The following is a 24,214-nucleotide window of genomic DNA, read 5'->3' as shown; positions in this document are numbered from 1 at the left end:
GTTGCGCAAGTTTATACGGCAAAAAGTTGGCAATCGACCAAAAAGTGCAGTGCGTGAGTGACATCATCACAAGCGCCTGTAGGGGGTTTCTGAAATGCACGCCAGGACTGACTATTCACCCTCAGTGTTTCGTACCCTCGATGCCCCGAACTTCATGGCAGAAGAGTGTGTGATGCACAACGACATGGATAGCCCCCTGGGCCTGAGCCCCACCCTGACCCTCCCCGCACTCGCCTTGAGTTTTGCGGTGCGCCAGTTCAAGGGGCACGAAGCCCTGAACCAGCTGTACGAACTGGACATCGAGCTGCTCGGCCCGGCTCCGGCGATTGCGCTCGAACAGTGGCTGCACCAGCCGGCCTACCTCGGCCTCACTCCAGACACCGGCCGCCACGGGATCGTCCAGCGGGTCGGCCTGGTCGAGGCGAGCGCACAGCAGATCGCTTACCGCCTGACCCTGACCCCTCGCCTGCTCGCCTTGGAGCAACCGCCGCGACGGCGTGTTTGGCACGAGTTGAGCGTGCCACACCTGCTGCACCAGTTGCTCGAGGAGCACGGCCTGCCCGCCGACAGTTACCGCTTCGAGTTGCATCATGGCGAGTACCCGCCCCGAGCGCTGTGCATCCAGTACGACGAAACCGACCTGCACCTGCTGCATCGGCTGTGCGAAGAGGAAGGCATCCACTTTCACTTTGAACACCAGCACGAGCGACATGTACTGGTGTTTGCCGAAGACAGTGCCAGCTTCACCCAGCACCCGCTTGAGACCGCCTTTGCGCCCGGTGCCAGCCAGGCGGTCATCCGCCAGATGTTTCAATGCTACAACCCGCCCTGCTCTGCGCCGCGCGCCCGCATTCAGCCAGGGGGCGATACGCAAGGGTCGAACCCCACGGCGACAGACGCCGCCAATCAGGTGTCTCAGGCCACGACCCGCTCAACCCCGACCCAGCAGCACCAACACCAACTCAGCCGGCGCGAGCTCGAACGCCTGCGTTGCCTGCATCGGCAGGTCCAGGGGCACAGCACACAGCCCGGCCTGCGCAGTGGCAGCATCCTGCAAGTCAGTGGCCATCCTGTCGCGGCGTTCAACGACCAATGGTTGCTCTGCGAGGTCGAGTACCAAGGCACAGCGACCCACTACAGCAATCAATTCACCGCCATCCCCTGGTCAAGCGAGTTTCGCCCGGCGCTCAACCACCCCAAGCCACGCATCCACGGCCAGCAGCTCGCTCGGGTGGCAGAGCCGCCAGTGCTCGACGCTCAAGGTCGCGTGGAAGTCTGGTTGTGGCCTTCGCAAACGGCGGGTGACGCGCCGTCAGGCCTTTGGTTGCCAAGGGTCCAGGTGGACGCCGGTGCCACGCCGTTGCCCACAGGTGGCAGTGAAGTCCAGGTCAGCTTCCTCGATGGCGATCCCGATCGACCGGTGCTGTACGCCGCCGACCTCGGCGCAACGCGCGCTGACACCACCCGACAGGATGAGGCACACCCCATCAGCCTCTCGGCCAATGGCAACGTGCTGCACCTGACTGCGGACAGCATCACCTTGTCCGGTCCGCTGTTCAGTCCCACGCCCGCACCTTGCGCCCCCCCCCCTCGAACAGGCCGCTCCATCACCCCCCAAAGACAGCGGCTGGAGCGGTGAGATCTATCTGTTCGAACGCCCGCCCGCGACCACTGACCGCCTGGCCCACGCCAACTGGTACATCGTGCGTTTGCCGCGCCCCGGGCTCAAGGAGTTGACCGGCCTGGATCGCAACGACGTGGTCATGCAAGGCACCAGCCTGGTATCAGGTCAACTGGCACTGTCGCCCGCGCAGAAAAACCAGTTGGCCTGCGAGTTCGCCCGCACCCCGGAACAACTGTGCCTGCTGTATCCGGGGCACTGCGTGGCGCTGGCTGAGTATTTCCAGCAACACTGGAACAGCGAGCAACGCCTGAGCTTCATCAATACCGCCAGGCCGATCAGCCCACCTGCGCGCACGGGGCACAACCAGCTGTTGTTCGACTGGCTGCTACCCCACGCTGGCAAGACGCCTTGACCCCCTTCGGTCTCTGTCCGCCATACCGGCGACGGTGTCCTGCGCCAGGGGTGCACGAGTTATCAACTGCGCAGTGGCTTGATCGCCACGGGCACACACGTACGTTCAGCTTGCAGGCCTGCCGGGCGGCTGTTCCAGTGGGGGATCAGCACCAGGGCCGAAAACAACGCACAGCCGGCAAACACGATAAACACCGTGACCGTGTCGAAGTAGCCCGGCAGCAGACCGCCGAGGATCGCCCCGACCGAACCGCAGCCGTTGACGAAACCGGCGGCGCTAGCGCCGGCCTTCGTGGTGCCGAAGTCAATGGCGGCCGCACCGCTGATCATCGAGTCCGGTCCGTACAGGGTCAGGGCCTGCAGGCTCAAGACGCAAGCCGGCAAGCGCCGTGCACCGAACAGTTTGTCCGAGGCCAGGCCAATCATGCTCGGCCCCAGCAGCCCCGCCAGTTCGAACGCGGTGGGGATGATCGCTGCCCCCACCTTGCCCACCGAGGGCATTTGCTCGAAGACAATCACCGGCCCCCACAACAGAATCGCGTAGCGCGCCGGCTTGAGCATGAAGTACGCCAGGCCCAGGGTCAGCACCGTGCGGGTCGGCGAGGATGCCCCAGGTAAACTGGCCGACGGCATAGGCCGCCAGGTAGAGCCCGTCGAGGTTGGCCATGGTCATTTTGTCGAGGTGCAGGCCCGGGTCTTCGCCGATCCCCAACTTGGCCACGGAGAACGCTTTGCGGGTGAAATAGAAGGCCGCGTAGGCAAGCCAGGTGATGGCGAAGATTTGCACACGCCAACGCTTGATGGTGCCGATGTGCTTGTTCATGGTGGATCTGACCCCAGGGGGTGAATGTGCCGGCAGATTCAGAAAACCAAACGCCTGTGTTTTTTATTGTTGAGCACTGCGCCAAGGCCCCCTTTGAAGGCGGGTGTTAGCGGTCAGATATGTCCTGCACCATCCCTGCCTGGAGATTGTCTACGCGCGCCAGGATCATGACCACCGCGGCGGGTCGATTGACCGATCAGCGGGGCCTGGGCGATAAAAACAATGACTGATAAATAGGTGGAATCGATTTATTGTATTTTAAATATAAGCTCAGCTTTTAAGAGGTCCTGCGATGTCGGTATCCCACGCCCAGCTCAAGGCTTTCCATGCCGTGGCCAAGTACGGCAGTTTCACCAAAGCCGCCGAACGCTTGTTCTTGACCCAGCCGGCAATCTCCGACCAGGTGCGCAAACTCGAAGAACGTTTTGGGGTGTTGCTGTTTCATCGCAACAAACGTTCAGTGCGCCTGACCGACCTGGGTGAGCGCCTGTTGAGCATCACCCAACGCCTGTTCGTGATCGAAGCCGAGGCCCAGGAACTGCTGCACGACTCTCGGGCCCTGCAGACCGGCAGCCTGATCCTGGCGGTGGATGCCCCGGTCCACGTGCTGCCGCAAATCGCCCGGTTCTGCGAGCGCTATCCGGGCATCAGTGTGAAGATCGAAACCGGCAACACCGACGAATCGCTGTTTCGCCTGTTCAACTACCAGGCTGACCTGGCCCTGCTCGGACGGGACGTCAGCGATGCGCGCCTGCTGACACTGCCGCTGCGCAACGACCCGATAGTGGCATTCGTTTCCCGCAACCACCCCTGGGCCGACCGCGAGTCGATCTGCCTGGCGGATCTGGACGACACCCCGCTGGTGCTGCGTGAAGTCGGCTCGGTGACCCGCCAGACCCTGGAGGAAGAAATGGCCCGGGCCGGCTTGCGCATTCGCCCGGCGATCCAGGTGGAAGGCCGTGAGGCCGCGCGGGAAGCCGTGGTGGTCGGGATTGGCGTGGGCGTGGTCTCGGCCGCCGAGTTTGGCGCCGACTCACGGGTTTGCGCACTGCCGATCATTGATTGCACCCGGCGCCTGACCGAAACCCTGGTGTGTCTGCGCGAGCAGAGTTCACGGCGGGTGGTGGCGACGTTTTTGCAGATGGTGCGCGAGAGTCTGGAGTAGGCAGGTCCAGCCCCATCGCGAGCAAGCGCGCTCCCACAGTAAAACTGGCTGCCCGCAAATGTTGCGTACGGTCACCAAACCTGTAGGAGCGAGCTTGCTCGCGAGAGCCGCACCACTGTCCGTCAGACCGGCGCCAGGGCAAAAAACGCTTGGATCAGGCGCAGGTCCCGGCGCCGCGCCATGCAGCCGATCAGGTGCCGATTGACCAGCCCCTCACCGATGATCGGCACTGCCCGCACCCGCGGGTCGTGACTGACCTCGACCGACGACACCACCCCAATCCCGAGTTCCGCCGCCACCGCCTCGGTCACCGCTTCGCGGCTGTCCAGCTCCAGGAGCACTCGAGGGGTGATCCGCGCCTGGCTGCAGGCTTCATCAAAGGTGCGCCGGGTGATCGAACTCGGCTCACGCAGGACCATGATCACCTGGTCCAGCGCCGCGAGGCTGATGCCCTGCTCCAGGCTCGACCACGGGTGGCCGGCGGGCACCAGCGCACAGATGCGCGACTCGCTCAGGGCTTGCAGGTGCAGGCCCTTGCGTGGCTCGACTTCGGTCAGTACCGCCACGTCGGCATGCTCGGCCAGCAGCGCGGCGAGGGTTTCCTGGGCATTGCCCAAGCGCAGGTTGACCGTGATGCCCGGGTAGCGCGCCCGCAGGCTGGCGAGCATCGGCATGACCATGTGCGGCCCGTCCGCCGCCACTTCCAGGCGCCCGGTCAGTAATTGTCGGTTGGCCTCAAGCATGACCTGGGCCTCTTCGGCCAGGCTGAACATCGCCCGGGTGATCGCCGCCAGCTTGGTGCCCTCCTCCGTCAGTTCGACGCGCCGCGCGGTGCGCCGCAACAGCGTGATCTGGTAATGCTCCTCCAGCGCCTTGATGTGCCCGGTCACCGCCGGCTGGCTGATAAACAGCCGGGCAGCGGCCCGGGTAAAGCTGCCCTCGCGGGCCACCGCATCGAATGCGCGCAGCTGGAACAGATTCATGAATAAGCCTTACTGATGGTTGGCATAACAACAAACAATTTGATTGATGGCACAGCAAATTGCAATTTATCTCCCGTAGCTTCATCCCATCGATAACGAGGACACGCGAATGAGCACTGCCGAACCCATCCTGCTCACCCCCGGCCCACTGACGACTTCGGCCCGCACCCGCCAAGCGATGATGGTCGACTGGGGCTCATGGGATGACCGCTTCAACCAATTGACTGCCAGCCTCTGCGAACAACTGCTGAGCATCGTCAACGGCGCCGATAGCCATCACTGCGTGCCCCTGCAAGGCAGCGGGACCTTCGCCGTCGAAGCGGCAATCGGCACCCTGGTGCCCCGCGACGGTAAAGTGCTGGTGCTGATCAACGGCGCATACGGCAAGCGCCTGGCGAAAATCTGTGAGTACCTGGGCCGCTCGTTCAGCACCTTCGAAACCGCTGAAGACGAGCCGACCACCGCCGCCGACGTCGACCGCCTGCTGCGGGCCGACACCAGCATCACCCACGTCGCGCTGATCCACTGCGAAACCAGCACCGGGATACTCACCCCCCTGGCGGACATTGCCCAGGTCATTGCCGAGCACGGCAAACGCCTGATCATCGACGCCATGAGTTCGTTCGGTGCGCTGCCGATCGACGCCCGACAGGTGCCCTTCGACGCACTGATCGCCGCCAGCGGCAAGTGCCTGGAAGGCGTGCCCGGCATGGGTTTTGTCTTCGCCAACAAGGACGCCCTGGCCAAGGCGGCCGGCAACTCCCACTCCCTGGCCATGGACTTGTTCGACCAGCACAGCTACATGGCCAAGACCGGCCAGTGGCGCTTCACCCCGCCGACCCACGTGGTCGCAGCGCTGCACGAAGCCCTGCTGCAATACCACGAAGAAGGTGGCTTGCCGGTACGCCACCAGCGCTACGCCGACAACTGCCAGGTGCTGCTCGAAGAAATGGCCCGGCTTGGCTTGCGCAGCTTCCTGCCAGCGGCCATCCAGGCGCCGATCATCGTCACCTTTCACGCCCCGCAGGACCCGCGCTATCAATTCAAGGAGTTCTACGAACGGGTCAAGGCCAAGGGTTTCATCCTCTACCCGGGCAAGTTGACCCAGGTCGAAACCTTCCGCGTCGGCTGCATCGGCCACGTCAACCAGGCCGAGATGCGCGCAGCGGTCGCCGCCGTGGCCGAGGTCTTGCGCGAGATGGAAGTGCTCGAGATCTGACAGTTCAGCGATCAGCCGGACGCTGGCTACGCCAGCGGCTACAGGGTTCATCATTCCCCCCCTACAGGATTTGCAAACCATGAACTACAACAACCCAACCCAACTGCAAGCCGCCATCCTCGACTGGGCCGGCACCGTGGTCGACTTCGGCTCGTTCGCGCCGACCCAGATCTTTGTCGAAGCCTTCGCCGAATTCGACGTGCAGGTGTCCATCGAAGAGGCCCGTGGCCCGATGGGCATGGGCAAGTGGGATCACATCCGCACCCTGTGTGACCAACCACACGTGGCCGAGCGTTATCGCAAGGTGTTTGGCCGCACCCCGACCGACGATGACGTGACCGCCATCTACCAGCGTTTCATGCCGCTGCAGATCGAAAAGATTGCCGAGCACTCGGCGTTGATCCCCGGTGCCCTGGAGACCATTGCCAACCTGCGCCAACAAGGCATCAAGATCGGTTCGTGCTCCGGCTATCCGAAGCAGGTGATGGACAAGGTGGTCGAGCTGGCCGCCACCAACGGCTACATCGCCGATCACGTGGTCGCCACCGACGAGGTGCCCAACGGTCGCCCATGGCCGGCCCAGGCCCTGGCCAACGTCATCGCCCTGGGCATCAACGACGTCGCCGCCTGCGTGAAGATCGATGACACCGTGCCCGGCATCCTCGAAGGCCGAAGCGCCGGGATGTGGACCGTGGCCCTGATCTGCTCCGGCAACGCGCTGGGCCTGACCTACGAGGGCTATCGCGCCCTGGGCAGCGACACCCTGGCCACTGAGCGCCAGCGCATTCATGGCCTGTTCGAAGGGTCGCGCCCGCACTACATGATCGACACCATCACCGACCTGCCCCAGGTGATCGCCGACATCAACAAACGCCTGGCCCAGGGTGAAATGCCACAAAGCAGCTGATCACCCTCGCGCCCGAAAAAGCGCCAGCCCTTGACCGGGGCTGGCGCTTTTTTTGCGAAAAACCCTGTGATAGAGCGCTCGACGCAGGACTAAAACCTGACCTGGCTCAGACAATCCCCCCCTAACAGGATTACAGTTAGGGCACTCCGTCGCACAAGAATGGAGATTTGTGACCTGAACAATGAGGAAAAGACCCTATGCCCCGGAAAAACTCTGTCTCACGCTACAGCAGCGTATCGATCGCGCTGCACTGGTTGATGCTGATTCTACTGGCCGTGGTGTATGCCACCATCGAACTGCGCGGAATCTTCCCCAAAGGCAGTGACGGCCGCACCCTGATCAAGGAAGCGCACTTCATGCTCGGCCTGACCGTATTTGTCCTGGTCTGGTTGCGCCTGTTCGCCCGCAGCTTGGGCGTGGCACCGAACATCGTGCCGACGCCACCCCGCTGGCAAAGCCTGCTGGCAACCCTGATGCACGTCGCGCTGTATGTATTCATGATCGGCATGCCAATCCTCGGTTGGCTGATCACCAGCGCCGCCGGCCATCAAGTGATGTTCTATGGCATCGACCTGCCGATGCTGATGGGTGAAGACAAGGAACTGGCCAAGCAGATCGAAGGCTGGCACGTGCTGGGGGGCACCATCGGTTATTGGCTGATCGGCCTGCATGCCGTGGCCGGACTGGCGCACCATTACTTCTACCGCGACAACACCCTGCTGCGGATGATGCCCAAGCGCGGTTAACCCACGAGCTGGGAGGCAAAGCCCCGGCGGCCCTGCAAGCCGCCGGTGTGCACAAAGACCCAGCGCGTGCCTGACACCACCTGCCCCGCCTCGATCTGGTGCTTGAGCGCCAGCAAGGCCTTGCCGGTGTACAGCGGCTCCAGCGGCAGACCACTGGCCTGCTCGGTGGCTTGGATGAACGCCAGCAGCAACGGGTCGACCTTGGCAAAGCCGCCACGGCTGCCATCGATCAGCCCATACTCCCCCCCTGACCACCCACCCTGCGCCAGGATCGCTTCGACCTGCCCGGCCACGCCGTGGTCGTCAGGCACCGCCAACACACCCTGCACCGGATGCCTGCCCGCCTCGGCCAGCACCAGACCCGCCAGGGTGGTCCCCGTCCCGCAGGCCAGCCACCAACCGTCGTGATCGGCCCAGCCCAGGCCCGGCAGTTGCGCAGCGACCAGGTCCAGCAGTTGCCCGCAACCCCGTGCCCCCGCCAGTCCGCCTCCGCCCTCGGGGATGGGCTCAAACCCCGGGTACTGCGCCAGCCACGGCTGCCAGAACCCGGGCTCATGCCGGGCCCGGTAGCCGCCGTAACCGAGCCAGTGCAGGTGCATGCCGAACGCCTGCAGATCCTCCACCGTGGCGTTGGATTGGGGATGCCCGCGCAACAGGCCGACGGTGGCAAAGCCAAAACGTTTGCCGGCCGCCGCCAGGGCATGCAGGTGATTGGACCAGGCTCCGCCCAGGCTGATGACACCCTGTGCGCCCGACTCGCCGGCGAGCCGCAGGTGATCCATCAGCTTGAACCCCTTGTTGCCACAGATCAGCGGGTCGATCAGGTCCAGGCGCAGCACCGCGACCTCGACCCCGGCACGGTCGAGCCAGTCCAGGTGCAGGGGTTCGAGGGGAGCGTGGGGAGACCAATCGGCAGGTACGCAAAGCATCGGCAACATCATTCACAAGAAGTGGAGCGCCAGTCTACCAGCCACGCACCTCGTAGCAGTTGCTACCAATACTGATCGAAGTGAAAGCACCGCGATTGCTCTGCACAATCGCGGTGTCGGGTGACGGCCATTCCGGCCGGACGCAGGTTGACTCAGAGCTCGGCCGCCAGACGCGATCCCTGGTTGATCGCGCGCTTGGCATCCAGCTCCGCCGCCACGTCCGCACCGCCGATCAGGTGCACGTTCTGCCCAGCGGCCAGCAGGCCGTCGTACAGTTCGCGCAGGGGATCCTGGCCGGCGCAGATGACAATGTGGTCCACCGGCAACAGCTGCGGCTCGCCCGTCTCGCCGATGCGGATGTGCAAACCGGCGTCGTCGATCTTCAGGTACTCGACGCTGTTGAGCATCTGCACCTGCTTGTTCTTAAGGCCGGTGCGATGAATCCAGCCGGTGGTCTTGCCCAGGCCGTCGCCGACCTTGGATTTCTTGCGTTGCAGCAGGAATACTTCACGGGCCGGGGCATGGGGCTCGGCCTTGATGCCCGCCACGCCACCGCGCGCTTGCAGGTGAGTGTCGATGCCCCACTCCTTCCAGAAGGCTTCACGGTCCTGGCTGGTGGCCACACCCTGGTGGACGAGGAACTCCGACACGTCGAAACCGATACCGCCGGCGCCGATCACCGCGACTTTTTTACCGACCGGCTTGCGCTGCAGAATCACGTCCAGGTAGCTCAGCACCTTGGCGTTGTCGATACCGGGAATCGCCGGCAACCGTGGTGCGATACCGGTGGCCAGGATCACTTCGTCGTAGCCGCCGGCGACCAGTTGTGGCACATCGACCCGGGTGTTCAGGCACAGCTCGACATGACTGGTCTGCAACTTGCGGCTGAAGTAGCGCAGGGTTTCAAAGAACTCTTCCTTGCCCGGCACGCGCTTGGCGACGTTGAACTGACCGCCGATTTCGCTGGCCGAATCGAACAGTGTCACCTGGTGACCGCGCTCGGCGGCAACGGTAGCAGCCGCCAGCCCCGCAGGCCCGGCGCCGACCACGGCGATCTTCTTGATCTGCTGCACCGGCAGGTAATTGAGTTCGGTTTCGTGGCAGGCACGCGGGTTGACCAGGCAAGAGGTCAATTTGCCGCCAAAGGTGTGGTCCAGGCAGGCCTGATTGCAGCCGATGCAGGTATTGATTTCATCCCCACGCCCGGCAGCCGCCTTGTTGACGAATTCCGGGTCGGCGAGGAACGGTCGCGCCATCGACACCATGTCGGCATCGCCTTCAGCGAGGATCTGCTCGGCGACTTCCGGGGTGTTGATGCGGTTGGTGGTGATCAGCGGAATGCCCACCGAACCGCGCAATTTGGCGGTGACCTTGCTGAAGGCTGCACGCGGCACCTTGGTGGCGATGGTCGGAATCCGCGCCTCGTGCCAGCCGATCCCGGTGTTGATGATCGTCGCACCGGCCTGCTCGATGGCCTTGGCCAACTGCACGATTTCTTCCCAGGTGCTGCCGCCTTCCACCAGGTCGAGCATCGACAGGCGGAAGATGATGATGAAGTTGGGGCCGACGGCTTCGCGCACGCGACGCACGATTTCTATCGGCAAGCGCATCCGGTTTTCATAGGCACCGCCCCAGCGATCGGTGCGGTGGTTGGTGTGGGCGGCGAGGAACTGGTTAATGAAATACCCTTCCGAGCCCATGATCTCGACGCCGTCGTACTCAGCGGTTTGCGCCAGGGTCGAGCAGGTGACGAAATCGCTGATTTGTTTCTCGATACCTTCCTCGTCCAGCTCTTTGGGCTTGAACGGGTTGATCGGCGCCTGGATCGCGCTCGGTGCCACCTGTTTCGGGCTGTAGGCATAACGCCCGGCGTGGAGGATCTGCATGCAGATCTTGCCACCGGCTTCATGCACCGCGCGGGTGACGATCTGGTGCTTGAGCGCTTCTTCAAGGGTGGTCAGCTTGGCCGCCCCGCCGTACACCCCACCCTCTTCGTTGGGGCCGATACCGCCAGTGACCATCAGGCCAACGCCGCCGCGGGCACGCTCGGCAAAGTAGGCGGCCATGCGCTCGAAACCACCCGGCTTCTCTTCCAGGCCGGTGTGCATCGACCCCATCAGGGTGCGGTTGCGCAACGTAGTAAAACCCAGGTCCAGCGGGGCCAACAGGTGCGGGTAGTGAGCGGCGGCCATCGGTAACTCCACAACGAGTAATCACGGAAAAAGTGCGAACGCTCTTGGGCGTCCATCGGTTATGGGTCACAGACTAAGAGCAGGCCCGCCCGCGCTCAATGACCGTAACTGACAAGTTATTGATCCAAATGTGCAGCCCCCCTTGGCATTCACCGGCATGGGGCCTACCCTAGTCGGCGAACCCTGCACACGGCTGATCCTTAGTTTTCTCATGCGCAAACTTCTTTACCTGACATTCGCCATGGCCCTGCTCGCCGCCCTCACCACCTATGCCATGTGGACCGCCGAACGCCCGGTGGGGCATTACCTGTCCGACCTGCGCATCCAGCTCGCGGTGGATCAGGGCGTACCCGGTGGCCGGGGCAACCTGCTGGGCATCCAGCCCGAACTGTTTCCCACCGACTATCAAAGCCCCGAACGCCTGCATCGCAAGCTTGCGGCCTACTTGCAGCAGGCCCGCGATCAGGGCCTGCTCAACGACAAGACCCTCGTCGTGCTGCCTGAGCATATCGGCACTTGGTTGATGGTCAGCGGTGAGAAAGACGAGTTGTACCAGGCCAGCACGTTCGACGAAGCCATGAACTGGCTGGCGGTGAGCAACCCAGTGCCCTTCCTGCGGGCGCTGATCGGCGCCCAGGGTGACCGTCGCCTGGACGATGCCCATCTGCGCATGAAAGCCAAGAGCATGGCCCGCCAGTACCAGGCGCTGTTCGGCGGCCTGGCCCGAGAGTTCGACATCACCCTGGTGGCAGGCACCATCGTGCTGCCGGAACCAACCGTCAAAGACGGCGCCCTGCGCATCGGCCGGGGTCCGCTGTACAACACCAGCCTGGTGTTTGGCCGCGACGGTGCGCCCATCGGCCAGCCACAACGGCAGTTGAGCCCGAGTCTCGCCGAACAAGGGTTTATCCAGCCCAGTGGCGACCGCGCCATCAACGTCGTCCAGACGCCCGCCGGACGCCTGGGAGTGCTGATCGGCAACGACAGTTGGTACCCGGACAATTACCGCAAACTCAACGACCAGGGCGCCGAACTGATCGCCGTGCCGGCGTTCGTCACCGGGCGCAGTACCTGGAATCAACCTTGGCGCGGTTACCAGGGGCCTTCCACGCCGAGTGAAATCAGCCTCAAGCCTGGCGAGCTCAGCGAAGGCCAGGCCTGGCATCGCCTGACCCTGACCGCACAGCCGCCGAGCAGCCTGGCCAATGCCGGAGTCAGCGTGTTCCTGCGGGGTCAATTCTGGAACCAGGGCAGCGCCGGCCACAGCTTCCTCAGCAGCAACGGCCAGCACTTCGCCGATGGCGAAGCCCGCGGTGCCCGTTTGCTGAATATCTGGTTGTAAACCATGAAACCCCTGCCGATGCGCCTGGGGGACTTGTCCGTCGGCTTTGTCCATAGCCTGGCCGATGCCGTGCGCAGTCACGGCTGCGACCCGCAACCCCTGCTGGAGCAATATGGCCTGGACGCCGCACGCCTGGCTGAAGCCGGCGCCCGGCTGTCGATTCCACGCTACATGCGCCTGGGCCACGCGGCCATTCAACTGACGGGGGACCCGGCCCTGGGCCTGCGCATGGGCCAGCTCAGTCGGCTGGGTCAGGTGGGGCTGGCCGGGGTCACGGCCGCCCAGGCACCGACGGTGCGCGAAGCGGCGCGCTGCCTGATTCGCTTCGAGGCCTTGTACGGCTCCAACTATCGCGGCCAGTCGAGCTTCCATGAGGACACCCAAGGGGCATGGCTGCGGTTCTACTCCATCAGCCCGTACAACGCCTACAACCGGTTTGTGGTGGACTCGATCATCGCCGGCTGGCTGCAGCAACTGTCCAGCCTCTGCCCCCAGCCACTGCGGGCCGAACGCATCGAGATCGAGTTCCCAGCACCCGACTACTCAGAGCGCTATGCCGTGCTGGGAGACTGTGCCCTGCAATTTGGTGCCGAGCACAACCAGTTGCGCCTGAGCCAGGCCAGTCTGGCGCAACGCAACCCCGAGCACTGCCCCAGCACCTGGCGCCTGCTGCTTAAATTGTGTGAGCGGGAACTGGAGCAATTGACCCGCACCCGCAGCCTGCGTGAACGCATCACTCAGCTACTGGGGCCGTTGCTCAATGGCGGTCGTGAACCCGACCTGGAAGAAGTGGCGGCACGCCTGAAGCTGCCGACCTGGACCCTGCGCCGCAAGCTCGCTGAAGAGGGCACGCAGTTTCGCGCGATTCTCAATGACACACGGCGCGACCTGGCCATGACCTATATCCGCGACACCGAACTGGCCTTTGGCGAAATCGCCTACCTGCTGGGGTTTGCCTCGGCCGAGGCCTTTCAACGCGCCTTCAAACGCTGGAACGGCCAGACGCCCGGCGAGTTTCGCCGCAGCCATCGGCAATCGGCGTGAAGCCAATGCAGCTGGTAGCTTGTAGCTGCGCCACTACAACTCTGTAGCGTCGTCCGCAGGCTCCAGCGGGTCGAGTTCGAATGCCTGATATTCCAGCAACTCTTCTTGATAATCGTCCATTGCCAATTCCTTTTTTAGTCGTGTTGAAAACCGTTGCACCCATGACCTGCGCCATCAGCATAAAGTGCCCGTATGAAAGAAAAATGACGCGGGTACACGGTGGCTCCTGCCAATAAAACGTAGCAGACACTGAAGAATTTATCATGGGCGCCGGTGAACGCAGGTTGATGCAGGTCAAGCGGCCGGCTGCGTGCCCCCCGAGGAGGCCGCAGCGCTGGCTGACAGGTTACTGGCCGGAGGACGGCATGGGGCTGATCGGCTCGCTTGGGGCCGGCAGCGAGTCGGGGTTGGTCGGTGGCGAGATCACGGGCGGAACGGGCTCGAGAACGGGTTCCGGCGCGGGTTCCAGTGTCGGCTCCGGCGAAGGCTGTGGGGCGGCCTGAGGGGTGGCCTCGATCGCATTCGCAGGCGTGATCGGAGCGGCTTCGGGCGGCGGGGCCATCGGCTCGGATGCTGCCGGCGCAGCGAGCGGCGGCTCAATTGCTGCCGCTGGCACGACAGGCTCGGCAGCAGGCATGGGGGCGGGCTCGACGACCGGCGTCGGCGCAACCGGCGCGGGCTTGGCTTCCGGTACGCCTAGGTCGGTCTTGGGTTTCTCGGTGATATGGGCCGCCTTTTTCACATCCGGTGGCAGGAACAATTCCACCAGGGCAAAGAAGCGCTCATAGAACTTGTCCGAGGTAACGGTTTCGCTCGCCACCTTGACCATCGAATCATCGGAGGAGCCGATCGGCATCGACACCGACCCCAATACCCCTACCCCGAGGCTGGCGGAATTATTGGTCTTCTTCAGCGCATAGCGGTCCTGCAAGGCGTTGGCAAACATGGTCGCGTGATGGCTGCTGTCTTCGGCGCACACCACGCTGAAGCTGATCTCCATGTGGGTGTCGCCGGTCTGCTGGAAGCTCTTGTGACCGCTGATCATTTTCGGATCGGCACTGGTGATGATGTAGCCCTGACTCAGCAAGGCCCGACGGGCCGCTTCACAGGAAGCGGCGTCGGTCACCGGATACTTGCGCGAGAAGGTTCCGGAGTCGTCGAAGTTCTCATGCTCATAAATGGCCTGCTCCTTCGCGCAACCGGCCGCGGTCGCCAGCACCAGCGCCAGTCCCGCGGCACGCATGGGGAATGATGTGAACATTGAACATCCTGAGGAAATCGGTACGGGGCATATTGTGCAACAGTTCACCCCGTGACGGCGCATGGATTAGTGAGTTGCACACCTGACCACTCTACTGACCATCGTTTGCCGGAAAAAGTCGCGCACTCAGGTGATCGATGAACACCCGCACCTTGGCGGCCGCATAACGGCTGGACGGCCAGAGGACCCAGAAGGTGCCATGGTGCTCCAGATGCGCGTCCAGCACGCGTACCAAGCGCCCTTGCGTCACCGCCGTGCGCACCATGAAATCCGGCAGGCAGGCAATCCCCAGGCCTTGCTGTACGACGTGGAACACGGCCTCGACGGACGTGCTGACGAAGCGGGTCGTCAACACCGGGTCGCTGCCATCGTCCTCGCGGTGCAAGGGCCAGGGCTCCAGCTTGCCGCTGGCCTGGAAGGTATGGCGCAGACAACCATGATGTGCCAGGTCCTGGGGCACACGCGGGGTGCCGTGTTCGGCAAAGTACTCCGGCGTGCCGACCAGTACCTGACGAAACCGGCCCAGGGCCCGGGCCATCAGCCGTGAGTCCTTGGGGTTGCCGGTACGCACCACCGCGTCGAAGCCCTCCTCGACCACATCCACCATGCGGTCTGTGAGATCAATGTCCAGTTCGATCTCGGGGTAGCGCTGCATGAACTCGGTCAGTACCGGCATCACCAGGCTGTGGACCTGGGGCACGCTGATACGTAGCTTGCCCTTTGGCGCGCTGGCGGCGCTGCACAGCTCGAACTCGGCGGCCTCGACTTCCGCCAGGATGCGCCGGCAGCGCTCCAGGTACAGCGCGCCTTCGGCGGTCAGGGTGATACTGCGCGTGCTGCGATGAAACAGGCGCACCGTCAGCCGCTCTTCGAGACGAGCAATACTTTTGCCCACCGCCGATGACGAGATCCCCAGAATCCGCCCCGCGGCTGTGAAGCTGCGAGCGTCGGCGACTTGCACAAACACCGAGATACTGCCCAGGCTATCCATCGTTCCTTCCCCCCATTGCGGACATCCAGGTCCGATAAGTTCGGAACCTTAGCCTGTTTTTCCCGAGCGTGCAGCGCACTATCCTTCGCTCCGTTTGCACACCCTCTGAAACGGACCTCATGCCCATGAATGAACCTGAACTGCTTGCGCCCTTGCCCTCGGCGGCGCTGGAACGCGCCGAACGCCTGCCCTTAGGGGGATTGCTGGCGTTGGCCATTGCCGGCTTTATCACCGTGATGACCGAAGCGTTGCCCGCCGGCCTGCTGCTGCCAATGAGCGAGGGCCTGAACGTCTCGCACGGCCTGATCGGGCAACTGGTCACTCTGTATGCCCTGGGTTCGATGCTGGCGGCCATTCCACTGGTGATCGCCACACGCGGCTGGCGCCGCCGTCCGTTGCTGCTAATCGCCATTGGCGGATTCTGCATCGTCAACAGCGTCACCGCCCTGTCCGAACATTACGAGTTGACCCTGGTGGCGCGTTTTTTTGCCGGGGTTTTCGCCGGATTGCTCTGGGCGTTGCTGGCCGGTTACGCCAGCCGTATGGTCGCGCCGCATTTGCAGGGTCGGGCGATTGCCGTGGCCATGCTGGGTGCGCCGCTGGCCCTGTCGCTGGGCGTGCCGGCGGGCACCTACGTGGGCAACCTGGTGGGCTGGCGCATGAGCTTCGCCATAATCAGTGCCTTGACCGTGCTGCTGATCGCCTGGGTCCGCTGGCAGGTCCCGGACTTCCCTGGGCAAAACGCCAACAAACGCCTGCCGATCCGCCAGGTCATCGCCCTCCCCGGCTTGAAGGCGGTGCTGTTCGTGACCCTGGCCTACGTACTGGCGCACACGATCCTGTACACCTACATTGCGCCATTCCTGGAGCCTGCCGGCCTGACCGGGCAAACCGATCAGGTGCTGCTGGTGTTCGGCCTCGCGGCGCTCTTGAGTATCTGGATCGCTGGCCTGCTGATCGACCGCTGGCTGCGCCGCTTGATGCTACTCAGTTGCGCGCTGTTTATCGTGGCGGCGTTGCTCATGGCGATGGCCAGCGAGTCGGCACCGTTGATCTATGGCGCAGTGGCGATCTGGGGCCTGGGTTTTGGCGGCCTGGGAACCCTGTTGCAAACCGCCCTGGCGAAAACTTCCGGCGATTCGGCGGATACCGCGCAGTCGATGTTGGTGACCTTGTGGAACCTGGGCATGGCCGGTGGCGGCCTGGCCGGCGGCGTGGTGCTGGAGCGCCTGGGTGCCGTGACGTTTCCCTGGCTGGTCGGCGGATTGTTGCTGCTGTGTCTGCTGGTGGTGTTCAACGCCCGCCGACACGGCTTTCCCGCCCAGCGCTGATTGACCCCCAATAAAAAACCCCCGGCCTGATGGCCGGGGGTTTTGTTTGCAGCTATACGCGTCAGTCAGGCATCAGTAACGCTTGACGTCAGCCTCGCTTTCCAACTGCTTGCGGTAGGCAGCAAAGTCTTGCTGGCCGACGCGCGAAGCGAGGAAGCGACGGTACTGAGCTTTTTCGTCTTCCGTCGGCGCTGCGGCTTCGTTCACCCCATTGAGGCGCACGATCATCAGGTTGCCGTCAGCCAGGGCCACGCTGCTGAAGCTCGGTTTGTCCTTGGCGGCAGGCTTGGGCATGCGGAACAAGGCTTGCAGCACCGCAGGCTCGACACCTTCCTGACCACGGGTGGCCGCTTCGGTGACTTTCCAGCCCAGGCTGTCGAGCGCGGTCTTGCCGTCACGCAGGCTGGCGACCAGTTCATCGGCCTTGGCCTTGGCCGCAGCACTGGCGTGCTCCTTGACCAATTGCGCACGGATCGCCGTATCGACGCTGGCCAGAGGCAGTTGCTCAGGCTTGCGATGCTCTTTGGCACGCAGCACGATCACGGTTTCCGGATCCAGTTCGATGGCGGTGCTGTTAGCCCCCTCATCCAGCACTTCCGGACTGAACGCGGCGGTGATCACGGCACGGTTGGCTGCAACGCCTTCGCCACCCTCACGGCCAAACGGTGCGGAAGTGTGTACGGTCAGCTTCAGATCAGCCGCTGGCTGGGCCAGGTCGGAGGCTTCGAACGATGAGTCTTCCAGTTGCTTGGTCGCCTCGACGAACAACTGTTCCACTTGCTGGGTTTTCAGGTCGCGGGTCAGCTTGTCCTTGAGACTGGCGAAGCTCGGCACCTCTGGTGCTTCGACACCCAGCAACTTGATCAGGTGGTAACCGAAGCTGGAGCGAACCGGCGCCGATACCTGGTCTTTGTTCAACGCGTACAGCGCTGTTTCAAAGTCCGGGTCATAGACGCCCGGGCCTGCGTAACCCAGGTCACCGCCATTGGCAGCCGAACCCGGATCCTGGGAGAACTCCTTGGCCGCGGCCTCGAAGCTTTCACCCTTGGCCAGGCGCGCTTGCACCTCTTCGATCTTGGCCTTGGCTTGCGCCTCGGTCACCTTGTCGTTGACTTCGATCAGAATGTGCGCAGCCCGGCGTTGTTCGGCCAGGTTGGCGATTTCTTTCTGATACGCGTCCTGCAGCGCTTCGTCTTTCACGGTGACCTGATCGAAGAAAGACGACTTCTTCAATTCCAGATAGTCGATGACTACCTGATCAGGGGTCATGAACTCCTTGGCGTGCTCGTCGTAGTAAGCCTTGACCTCAGCTTCGGTCAGCTTGACGGAGGCAGGGTCAGCCTTGACGTTCAGGGTCGCGAAATCACGGGTCTGCTTTTCCAGACGGGCGAAGGCCAGTACCTGGGCATCGGTGACAAAACCGCTGCCTGCCAGGCCGGCACGCAGTTGGCCGATCAGCATTTCCTGAGCCAGCATTTCGCGGAACTGCAGGCGGCTGTAGCCCAACTGACGAACCACCTGGTCAAAACGCTCGGCACTGAACTTGCCGTCGACCTGGAATTCAGGTGTCAGCAGGATCACTTGGTCCAGAGCCGCTTCGGAGAAAGCGAACTTCGAATCATGGGCGCCTTGCAGCAGCAGCTTGCGATCGATCAGGCCCTTGAGGGCCGATTCGCGCAGCATTTTTTCATCCAGCAAGGATGCATCGAAGTCCTTGCCCAGCTGTTGCATGAGTTGGCGGCGTTGCATATCAACCGCCTGGCTCAGCTCGTTCTGGCTGATTTCTTCACCATTGACCTTGGCCACCTCGTTTTTCGTAGAGGATGCCTGGAAAATGGCATCGACACCCGTCAAGGCCATCAGTGCAACGATGACCCCGATAATAGTCTTGGCAATCCAGCCTTGTGAATTGTCCCTGATATTTTGCAGCATGCGTCCCCCAGAAACGGTTGAACTTCAAAATTAGGCAACCGTGGAGCGTGGGTAGAATCCGGATAGAAGAAAGGCGCATCCGAGGATGCGCCTTCTCGTAACTGGCGGAGCGGACGGGGGCTCGAACCCGCGATCCCCGGCGTGACAGGCGATATTCGAACTGCCTGTACTACCGCTCCGCTGCCAGGTCAGGCATGACCCCGACCCGGATAGGCAAAAAACCGAGTGAGGCTTAGTTGACAGCTTCTTTCAGTGCTTTACCGGCTTTGAAGCCTGGCTTTTTGGCAGCCGCGATTTCCAGAGTCTTACCGGTCTGTGGGTTACGACCGATACGAGCTGGACGGTCTGTCACGGAGAACGTACCGAAACCTACCAGAACTACAGAGTCGCCGGCCTTGAGGGCACCAGTGACGGATTCGATTACAGCGTCCAGCGCACGGCCAGCAGCAGCTTTCGGGATATCAGCGGATGCAGCGATAGCATCAATCAGTTCCGACTTGTTCACTCTAAGTCCCCTTATATCTATTTGAGATGATTCTAAGTTTTTTGGTGAAAGCAAAAACGAGTGCTGAATGGCCTACAGACACTTAAGAGCCGCTTTATAACAAGGGCTCTAAAAAACTGTCAAGGAAGCCCCCCAGGCTAATACGTACTAATGCGTGCTAATTCTTTCCTTAGAGTCAGACTCGCGTTTTTCATCCTTTGCAACTATCTCGGGAGCCACATCGGGCAAGGGCTCCGGCGCGTATTGCAGCGCAATTTGCAGGACCTCGTCAATCCATTTAACCGGTTTAATCTGAAGATCTTGCTTGATGTTGTCGGGAATTTCCTTCAGATCGCGTACGTTCTCTTCAGGAATGATCACCGTCTTGATCCCGCCACGATGTGCCGCCAACAGTTTTTCCTTCAGGCCACCAATGGCCAGCACCTGGCCGCGCAGGGTGATTTCGCCGGTCATGGCGACATCCGCCCGCACCGGGATCCCGGTCAGTGCCGACACCAGTGCCGTGCACATGCCTACACCCGCACTAGGACCGTCTTTGGGCGTAGCCCCTTCCGGCATGTGGATGTGGGTGTCGCGCTTCTCATGGAAGTCCAGGGGGATCCCCAGGCTCTTGGCCCGGCTGCGTACGACCGTCAGCGCTGCGGTGATCGATTCGACCATCACATCGCCCAGCGAACCGGTCTTGATCAGTTGCCCCTTGCCCGGTACCACGGCCGCTTCAATGGTCAGCAATTCACCGCCGACCTGGGTCCATGCCAAGCCTGTCACCTGCCCCACCTGATCCTGCTGCTCGGCCAGGCCGTAGCGGAATTTGCGCACGCCCAGGAAGTGCTCGAGCATGTCGGCCGTGACCTTCACCGAGAAGCGTTTTTCCAGCGCGTGCTCCTTGACCGTCTTGCGGCAGACCTTGGCAATCTGGCGCTCCAGCCCACGCACACCGGCTTCCCGGGTGTAGTAGCGGATGATGTCGCGGATCGCTTCGGCTTCGAATTCCAGCTCGCCTTTTTTCAGGCCATTGGCCTGGATCTGCTTCGGCGAGAGGTATTTGACCGCGATGTTGATCTTCTCGTCTTCGGTGTAGCCCGGCAGGCGGATCACTTCCATGCGGTCCAGCAGCGCCGCGGGAATGTTCATCGAGTTCGAGGTGCACAGGAACATCACATCGGACAGGTCGTAGTCGACTTCCAGATAGTGATCGTTGAAGTTGTGGTTCTGCTCAGGGTCGAGCACTTCCAGCAAGGCCGATGCCGGATCGCCTCGCATGTCACTGCCCATCTTGTCGATTTCATCGAGCAGGAACAGCGGGTTGCGCACCCCCACCTTGGTCATCTTTTGAATCAATCTTCCTGGCATCGAACCGATGTAAGTACGGCGATGACCACGAATTTCCGCTTCGTCACGCACGCCGCCCAGGGCCATGCGGACAAATTTACGGTTGGTGGCGTGGGCAATCGATTCCGCCAGGGACGTTTTGCCCACCCCTGGAGGACCGACCAGGCACAACACCGGACCACGAATTTTCTTCACGCGCTTTTGCACGGCGAGGTATTCGAGGATCCGTTCTTTGACTTCTTCCAGACCATAGTGGTCGGCGTCGAGAATGTCTTCGGCACGTGCCAGGTCCAGCCGGACCTTGCTCTGCGCTTTCCACGGCACCTGGACCAGCCAGTCGATGTAGGTGCGCACCACGGTCGCTTCGGCCGACATTGGCGACATTTGCTTGAGCTTGTTCAGCTCAGCCAGGGCCTTGGCCAATGCATCTTTTGGCAGGCCGGCGGCATCGATGCGCTTTTTCAGCTCTTCGACTTCGTTGTGGCCTTCTTCGCTGTCGCCGAGTTCTTTCTGAATGGCCTTCATCTGCTCATTCAGGTAGTACTCGCGCTGACTGCGCTCCATTTGTTTCTTGACCCGGCCACGAATGCGTTTTTCGACTTGCAGCAGGTCGATTTCGGCATCTAGCAATGCCAGCACGTGCTCGACACGGGCCGACAGGTCGAGGATCTCGAGGATTTCCTGCTTCTGCTCGATTTTCAGCGCCATGTGCGCGGCCATGGTATCGACCAGGCGACCAGGCTCATCGATGCTGTTGAGCGACGACAGGACTTCGGCAGGGACTTTCTTGCCCAGTTGAACGTACTGTTCGAACTGCGACAGCAAACTGCGAACGAACACTTCCGACTCGCGCTCTGGCGCGTCGACTTCGTCGATCAGGGAAACTTCGGCACGGCAGTGGCCGTCCACTTCAATGAAACGCTCGACAGCACCACGTTGCTCACCCTCGACCAGCACCTTGACGGTGCCATCAGGCAGCTTGAGCAGTTGCAGTACGGTGGCGATGGTCCCGACGCGGTACAGCGCGTCTTCTCCTGGATCGTCGTCGGCAGGGTTTCTCTGGGCCAGCAGCAGGATCTGCTTGTCGCCCGTCATCGCGGCCTCGAGGGCTTCGATAGATTTCTCGCGCCCCACGAACAGCGGGATAACCATGTGCGGATAAACCACAACATCACGCAATGGCAGGAGAGGCAATTCGATGGTTGTCTTCATGATTTCGCCTCTACGGCGGCCATAAGGCCGTAAACAGATGGAAGTAAGCTTGAAACCAAGATGGGGGCTGCTTTGCAAAAAAACAAGCTGATTAGAAGACCTCGATAAAGATCGCAGCCGGCAACAGCCCGTACAAAAGCAAAGGGGCCCGAAGGCCCCTTCTTTAATCCAGCAGTGCGACGCTTACGCGTCTGGCGCTGCCTTGGCGGCCGGCTCACTGTTTTCGTAGATATACAGTGGCTTGGACTTGCCTTCTATAACGCTTTCATCGATCACTACTTTACTCACCTCGGACTGCGAGGGGATTTCATACATAGTGTCGAGCAGGACGCCTTCGAGGATCGAGCGCAATCCACGGGCACCGGTCTTGCGTTCCAGTGCACGCTTGGCGACCGATTTCAGAGCGTCGGAGCGGAACTCCAGGTCGACGCCTTCCATCTCGAACAGCTTGGCATACTGTTTGGTCAGAGCATTTTTCGGCTCGGTGAGGATCTGCATCAGCGCAGCCTCGTCGAGTTCGTCCAGCGTCGCCAGCACTGGCAGACGGCCAACGAATTCCGGGATCAGACCGAACTTGACCAGATCGTCAGGCTCGACTTCACGCAGGGATTCACCGACTTTCTTGCCTTCTTCCTTGCTGCGAACTTCTGCGTTGAAACCAATGCCGCCCTTGGTGGAACGGTTTTGAATAACCTTTTCCAGACCAGAGAACGCACCACCGCAGATGAACAAAATGTTACGCGTGTCGACCTGAAGGAATTCCTGCTGCGGATGCTTGCGACCACCTTGAGGGGGAACGGAAGCGACCGTGCCTTCAATCAACTTGAGCAAGGCTTGCTGCACGCCTTCACCGGAAACATCCCGGGTGATGGACGGGTTGTCAGACTTGCGCGAAATCTTGTCGATTTCATCGATGTAGACAATGCCCATCTGGGCCTTCTCGACGTCGTAATCGCACTTCTGCAACAGCTTCTGAATGATGTTCTCAACGTCCTCGCCCACGTAACCCGCCTCGGTGAGGGTGGTCGCGTCAGCGATGGTGAACGGCACATTCAGCAGACGAGCCAGGGTTTCGGCAAGCAGGGTCTTACCCGAGCCTGTCGGGCCGATCAGCAAGATGTTGCTCTTGCCGAGTTCGACGTCGTCATTCTTCTTGTCACGCTGGTTCAGGCGCTTGTAGTGGTTGTACACCGCTACGGCCAAAACCTTTTTCGCACGCTCTTGACCAATCACATACTGATCAAGGATGCCGCTGATTTCTTTAGGCGAAGGCAATTTATGCGCGCTGCTCTCGGCCTGGGCTTCCTGCACCTCCTCACGGATGATGTCATTGCACAGGTCGACGCACTCGTCGCAGATAAAGACCGAGGGGCCGGCAATCAATTTGCGCACTTCATGCTGGCTTTTGCCACAGAAGGAGCAATAGAGCAGCTTGCCGTTGTCCTCGCCGTTGCGGGTGTCAGTCATTCGTTCGATCCAAATCCGATAGGCTTGCAACACAAGATGAAGGCTATTGCGGGCTTTTTCAAGCCCGCCGGTGATCAGACCAGCCCACCAAGCCTATTTTGAGCTGCTTATTTTTAAGCTGGGCGCTGGGCGATCACTTCGTCGATCAGGCCGTACGCACGCGCGGCTTCTGCACTCATGAAGTTATCGCGGTTGGTGTCACGCTCGATTTCTTCCAGCGTGTGCCCGCTATGCTTGGCCATCAGCGTGTTGAGACGCTCACGGATAAAGAGGATTTCCTTGGCATGGATTTCGATATCCGAGGCCTGGCCCTGGAAACCACCCAGTGGCTGGTGAATCATCACACGCGAGTTCGGCAGGCAATAACGCTTGCCGGCAGCACCGGCCGTTAGCAGGAATGCACCCATGCTGCACGCTTGACCGATACAGGTGGTCGACACGTTTGGTTTGATGAACTGCATGGTGTCGTAGATCGACATACCCGCTGTCACCGAACCGCCCGGGGAGTTGATATAGAGATGGATGTCCTTGTCCGGGTTTTCCGCTTCAAGGAACAGCAGTTGCGCGCAAATCAGGTTGGCCATGTAGTCCTCTACCGGACCAACCAGAAAGATCACCCGCTCCTTGAGGAGGCGCGAGTAGATGTCATAGGCGCGTTCGCCACGAGCAGACTGCTCGACAACCATCGGGACCAGGCCGCCTGCAGCCTGGATATCAGAGTTCTGCTGAATATACGAATTACGGAACATGCTCTGCAGTCACTCCCAAATAGTTATGTCTTGAATACGCATAAGCCAG

The 24,214-nt window shown here is 61.7% G+C and carries 19 protein-coding genes and 1 pseudogene; 9 read left to right on the top strand and 11 right to left on the bottom strand.

The features are described 5' to 3' along the window. Positions 1–94 precede the first annotated feature (94 nt). On the top strand, positions 95–1,639 hold the full coding sequence (locus tag AACY45_RS09350) for a type VI secretion system Vgr family protein (protein WP_339545195.1): 1,545 nt from the start codon (positions 95–97) through the stop codon (positions 1,637–1,639). A 64-nt stretch (positions 1,640–1,703) separates the two neighbouring features. Continuing rightward, the gene (locus AACY45_RS09345; protein WP_339545194.1) at positions 1,704–2,036 is read left to right on the top strand and encodes a hypothetical protein; all 333 of its coding nucleotides are present in this window, start codon (positions 1,704–1,706) and stop codon (positions 2,034–2,036) included. 62 nt (positions 2,037–2,098) lie between these two features. Here the strand turns inward: AACY45_RS09345 and AACY45_RS09340 are convergent. Then, positions 2,099–2,858, bottom strand: a pseudogene (locus tag AACY45_RS09340) (hypothetical protein). A gap of 292 nt (positions 2,859–3,150) precedes the next feature. On the opposite strand from AACY45_RS09340, the gene AACY45_RS09330 reads away from it, so the two are divergent. Further along, positions 3,151–4,023, top strand: coding sequence for a LysR family transcriptional regulator (locus tag AACY45_RS09330; protein WP_339545193.1), 873 nt, complete (start codon positions 3,151–3,153; stop codon positions 4,021–4,023). Positions 4,024–4,145: 122 nt separating this feature from the next. Here the strand turns inward: AACY45_RS09330 and AACY45_RS09325 are convergent, their stop codons facing one another. Then, the gene (locus AACY45_RS09325) at positions 4,146–5,006 is read right to left on the bottom strand and encodes a LysR substrate-binding domain-containing protein (RefSeq protein ID WP_339545192.1); all 861 of its coding nucleotides are present in this window, start codon (positions 5,004–5,006) and stop codon (positions 4,146–4,148) included. 109 nt (positions 5,007–5,115) lie between these two features. Here AACY45_RS09325 and AACY45_RS09320 point away from each other — a divergent pair, with 109 nt between their 5' ends. The 3 genes from AACY45_RS09320 (at position 5,116) to AACY45_RS09310 (ending at position 7,878) form a co-directional block, all read left to right on the top strand. Continuing rightward, entirely contained in the window at positions 5,116–6,225 is a 1,110-nt protein-coding gene (locus tag AACY45_RS09320; protein WP_339545191.1) for a 2-aminoethylphosphonate--pyruvate transaminase, read from the top strand. Between the two features lie 79 nt (positions 6,226–6,304). Further along, positions 6,305–7,132, top strand: a complete 828-nt coding sequence (phnX, locus tag AACY45_RS09315) for a phosphonoacetaldehyde hydrolase (RefSeq protein WP_339545190.1) — start codon at positions 6,305–6,307, stop codon at positions 7,130–7,132. A 197-nt stretch (positions 7,133–7,329) separates the two neighbouring features. Beyond that, complete coding sequence (locus AACY45_RS09310; protein ID WP_339545189.1) at positions 7,330–7,878, top strand: cytochrome b; 549 nt, start codon at positions 7,330–7,332, stop codon at positions 7,876–7,878. Here AACY45_RS09310 and AACY45_RS09305 read toward each other — a convergent pair. Further along, the gene (locus AACY45_RS09305) at positions 7,875–8,807 is read right to left on the bottom strand and encodes a 1-aminocyclopropane-1-carboxylate deaminase/D-cysteine desulfhydrase (RefSeq protein ID WP_339545188.1); all 933 of its coding nucleotides are present in this window, start codon (positions 8,805–8,807) and stop codon (positions 7,875–7,877) included. The two genes, AACY45_RS09310 and AACY45_RS09305, sit on opposite strands and share 4 nt — an antisense overlap. A gap of 152 nt (positions 8,808–8,959) precedes the next feature. Beyond that, on the bottom strand, positions 8,960–10,999 hold the full coding sequence (locus tag AACY45_RS09300; protein WP_339545187.1) for an NADPH-dependent 2,4-dienoyl-CoA reductase: 2,040 nt from the start codon (positions 10,997–10,999) through the stop codon (positions 8,960–8,962). A gap of 211 nt (positions 11,000–11,210) precedes the next feature. Between AACY45_RS09300 and AACY45_RS09295 the strand changes: the two genes are divergently transcribed. After that, the gene (locus AACY45_RS09295; protein WP_339545186.1) at positions 11,211–12,341 is read left to right on the top strand and encodes a nitrilase-related carbon-nitrogen hydrolase; all 1,131 of its coding nucleotides are present in this window, start codon (positions 11,211–11,213) and stop codon (positions 12,339–12,341) included. Between the two features lie 3 nt (positions 12,342–12,344). Then, positions 12,345–13,385, top strand: a complete 1,041-nt coding sequence (locus AACY45_RS09290; RefSeq protein WP_339545185.1) for an AraC family transcriptional regulator — start codon at positions 12,345–12,347, stop codon at positions 13,383–13,385. Positions 13,386–13,731: 346 nt separating this feature from the next. On the opposite strand, the gene AACY45_RS09285 is transcribed toward AACY45_RS09290, so the two are convergent. Both AACY45_RS09285 and AACY45_RS09280 read right to left on the bottom strand, forming a co-directional pair. Beyond that, entirely contained in the window at positions 13,732–14,646 is a 915-nt protein-coding gene (locus AACY45_RS09285) for a DUF2242 domain-containing protein (RefSeq protein WP_339545184.1), read from the bottom strand. Between the two features lie 91 nt (positions 14,647–14,737). Further along, positions 14,738–15,637, bottom strand: a complete 900-nt coding sequence (locus AACY45_RS09280; protein ID WP_339545183.1) for a LysR family transcriptional regulator — start codon at positions 15,635–15,637, stop codon at positions 14,738–14,740. 125 nt (positions 15,638–15,762) lie between these two features. Between AACY45_RS09280 and AACY45_RS09275 the strand changes: the two genes are divergently transcribed. Beyond that, the gene (locus tag AACY45_RS09275) at positions 15,763–16,968 is read left to right on the top strand and encodes an MFS transporter (protein ID WP_339545182.1); all 1,206 of its coding nucleotides are present in this window, start codon (positions 15,763–15,765) and stop codon (positions 16,966–16,968) included. Positions 16,969–17,040: 72 nt separating this feature from the next. Here AACY45_RS09275 and AACY45_RS09270 read toward each other — a convergent pair whose 3' ends face one another. The 5 genes from AACY45_RS09270 to clpP all read right to left on the bottom strand — a co-directional run bounded on the left by AACY45_RS09270 (position 17,041) and on the right by clpP (position 24,165). After that, positions 17,041–18,900, bottom strand: a complete 1,860-nt coding sequence (locus AACY45_RS09270) for a SurA N-terminal domain-containing protein (protein ID WP_339545181.1) — start codon at positions 18,898–18,900, stop codon at positions 17,041–17,043. A 232-nt stretch (positions 18,901–19,132) separates the two neighbouring features. After that, entirely contained in the window at positions 19,133–19,405 is a 273-nt protein-coding gene (locus AACY45_RS09265) for an HU family DNA-binding protein (RefSeq protein ID WP_002552737.1), read from the bottom strand. Positions 19,406–19,552: 147 nt separating this feature from the next. Beyond that, positions 19,553–21,949: an endopeptidase La gene (gene lon / locus AACY45_RS09260; protein ID WP_095167799.1), complete on the bottom strand. Its 2,397-nt coding sequence runs from the start codon at positions 21,947–21,949 to the stop codon at positions 19,553–19,555. A 183-nt stretch (positions 21,950–22,132) separates the two neighbouring features. Further along, a complete protein-coding gene (gene clpX, locus AACY45_RS09255) occupies positions 22,133–23,416 on the bottom strand; it encodes an ATP-dependent Clp protease ATP-binding subunit ClpX (RefSeq protein WP_095167797.1) in 1,284 nt (427 codons plus the stop codon). Between the two features lie 113 nt (positions 23,417–23,529). Continuing rightward, positions 23,530–24,165, bottom strand: a complete 636-nt coding sequence (clpP, locus tag AACY45_RS09250; RefSeq protein WP_339545180.1) for an ATP-dependent Clp endopeptidase proteolytic subunit ClpP — start codon at positions 24,163–24,165, stop codon at positions 23,530–23,532. Positions 24,166–24,214: the final 49 nt, after the last annotated feature.

Origin of the sequence: Pseudomonas sp. RA_35y_Pfl2_P32 (assembly GCF_963970735.1) — a bacterium.
GTDB lineage: Bacteria > Pseudomonadota > Gammaproteobacteria > Pseudomonadales > Pseudomonadaceae > Aquipseudomonas.
This window is presented reverse-complemented; position numbering and strand designations above follow the sequence as displayed.

Excerpts from the sequence above, each read along its gene's own strand:
- AACY45_RS09350 (WP_339545195.1), top strand. The coding sequence starts at position 95 with ATGCACGCCAGGACTGACTATTCACCCTCAGTGTTTCGTACCCTCGAT.
- AACY45_RS09330 (WP_339545193.1), top strand. The coding sequence starts at position 3,151 with ATGTCGGTATCCCACGCCCAGCTCAAGGCTTTCCATGCCGTGGCCAAG.
- AACY45_RS09325 (WP_339545192.1), bottom strand. The coding sequence starts at position 5,006 with ATGAATCTGTTCCAGCTGCGCGCATTCGATGCGGTGGCCCGCGAGGGC.
- AACY45_RS09320 (WP_339545191.1), top strand. The coding sequence starts at position 5,116 with ATGAGCACTGCCGAACCCATCCTGCTCACCCCCGGCCCACTGACGACT.
- phnX (WP_339545190.1), top strand. The coding sequence starts at position 6,305 with ATGAACTACAACAACCCAACCCAACTGCAAGCCGCCATCCTCGACTGG.
- AACY45_RS09310 (WP_339545189.1), top strand. The coding sequence starts at position 7,330 with ATGCCCCGGAAAAACTCTGTCTCACGCTACAGCAGCGTATCGATCGCG.
- AACY45_RS09305 (WP_339545188.1), bottom strand. The coding sequence starts at position 8,807 with ATGCTTTGCGTACCTGCCGATTGGTCTCCCCACGCTCCCCTCGAACCC.
- AACY45_RS09300 (WP_339545187.1), bottom strand. The coding sequence starts at position 10,999 with ATGGCCGCCGCTCACTACCCGCACCTGTTGGCCCCGCTGGACCTGGGT.
- AACY45_RS09295 (WP_339545186.1), top strand. The coding sequence starts at position 11,211 with ATGCGCAAACTTCTTTACCTGACATTCGCCATGGCCCTGCTCGCCGCC.
- AACY45_RS09290 (WP_339545185.1), top strand. The coding sequence starts at position 12,345 with ATGAAACCCCTGCCGATGCGCCTGGGGGACTTGTCCGTCGGCTTTGTC.
- AACY45_RS09285 (WP_339545184.1), bottom strand. The coding sequence starts at position 14,646 with ATGTTCACATCATTCCCCATGCGTGCCGCGGGACTGGCGCTGGTGCTG.
- AACY45_RS09280 (WP_339545183.1), bottom strand. The coding sequence starts at position 15,637 with ATGGATAGCCTGGGCAGTATCTCGGTGTTTGTGCAAGTCGCCGACGCT.
- AACY45_RS09275 (WP_339545182.1), top strand. The coding sequence starts at position 15,763 with ATGAATGAACCTGAACTGCTTGCGCCCTTGCCCTCGGCGGCGCTGGAA.
- AACY45_RS09270 (WP_339545181.1), bottom strand. The coding sequence starts at position 18,900 with ATGCTGCAAAATATCAGGGACAATTCACAAGGCTGGATTGCCAAGACT.
- lon (WP_095167799.1), bottom strand. The coding sequence starts at position 21,949 with ATGAAGACAACCATCGAATTGCCTCTCCTGCCATTGCGTGATGTTGTG.
- clpX (WP_095167797.1), bottom strand. The coding sequence starts at position 23,416 with ATGACTGACACCCGCAACGGCGAGGACAACGGCAAGCTGCTCTATTGC.
- clpP (WP_339545180.1), bottom strand. The coding sequence starts at position 24,165 with ATGTTCCGTAATTCGTATATTCAGCAGAACTCTGATATCCAGGCTGCA.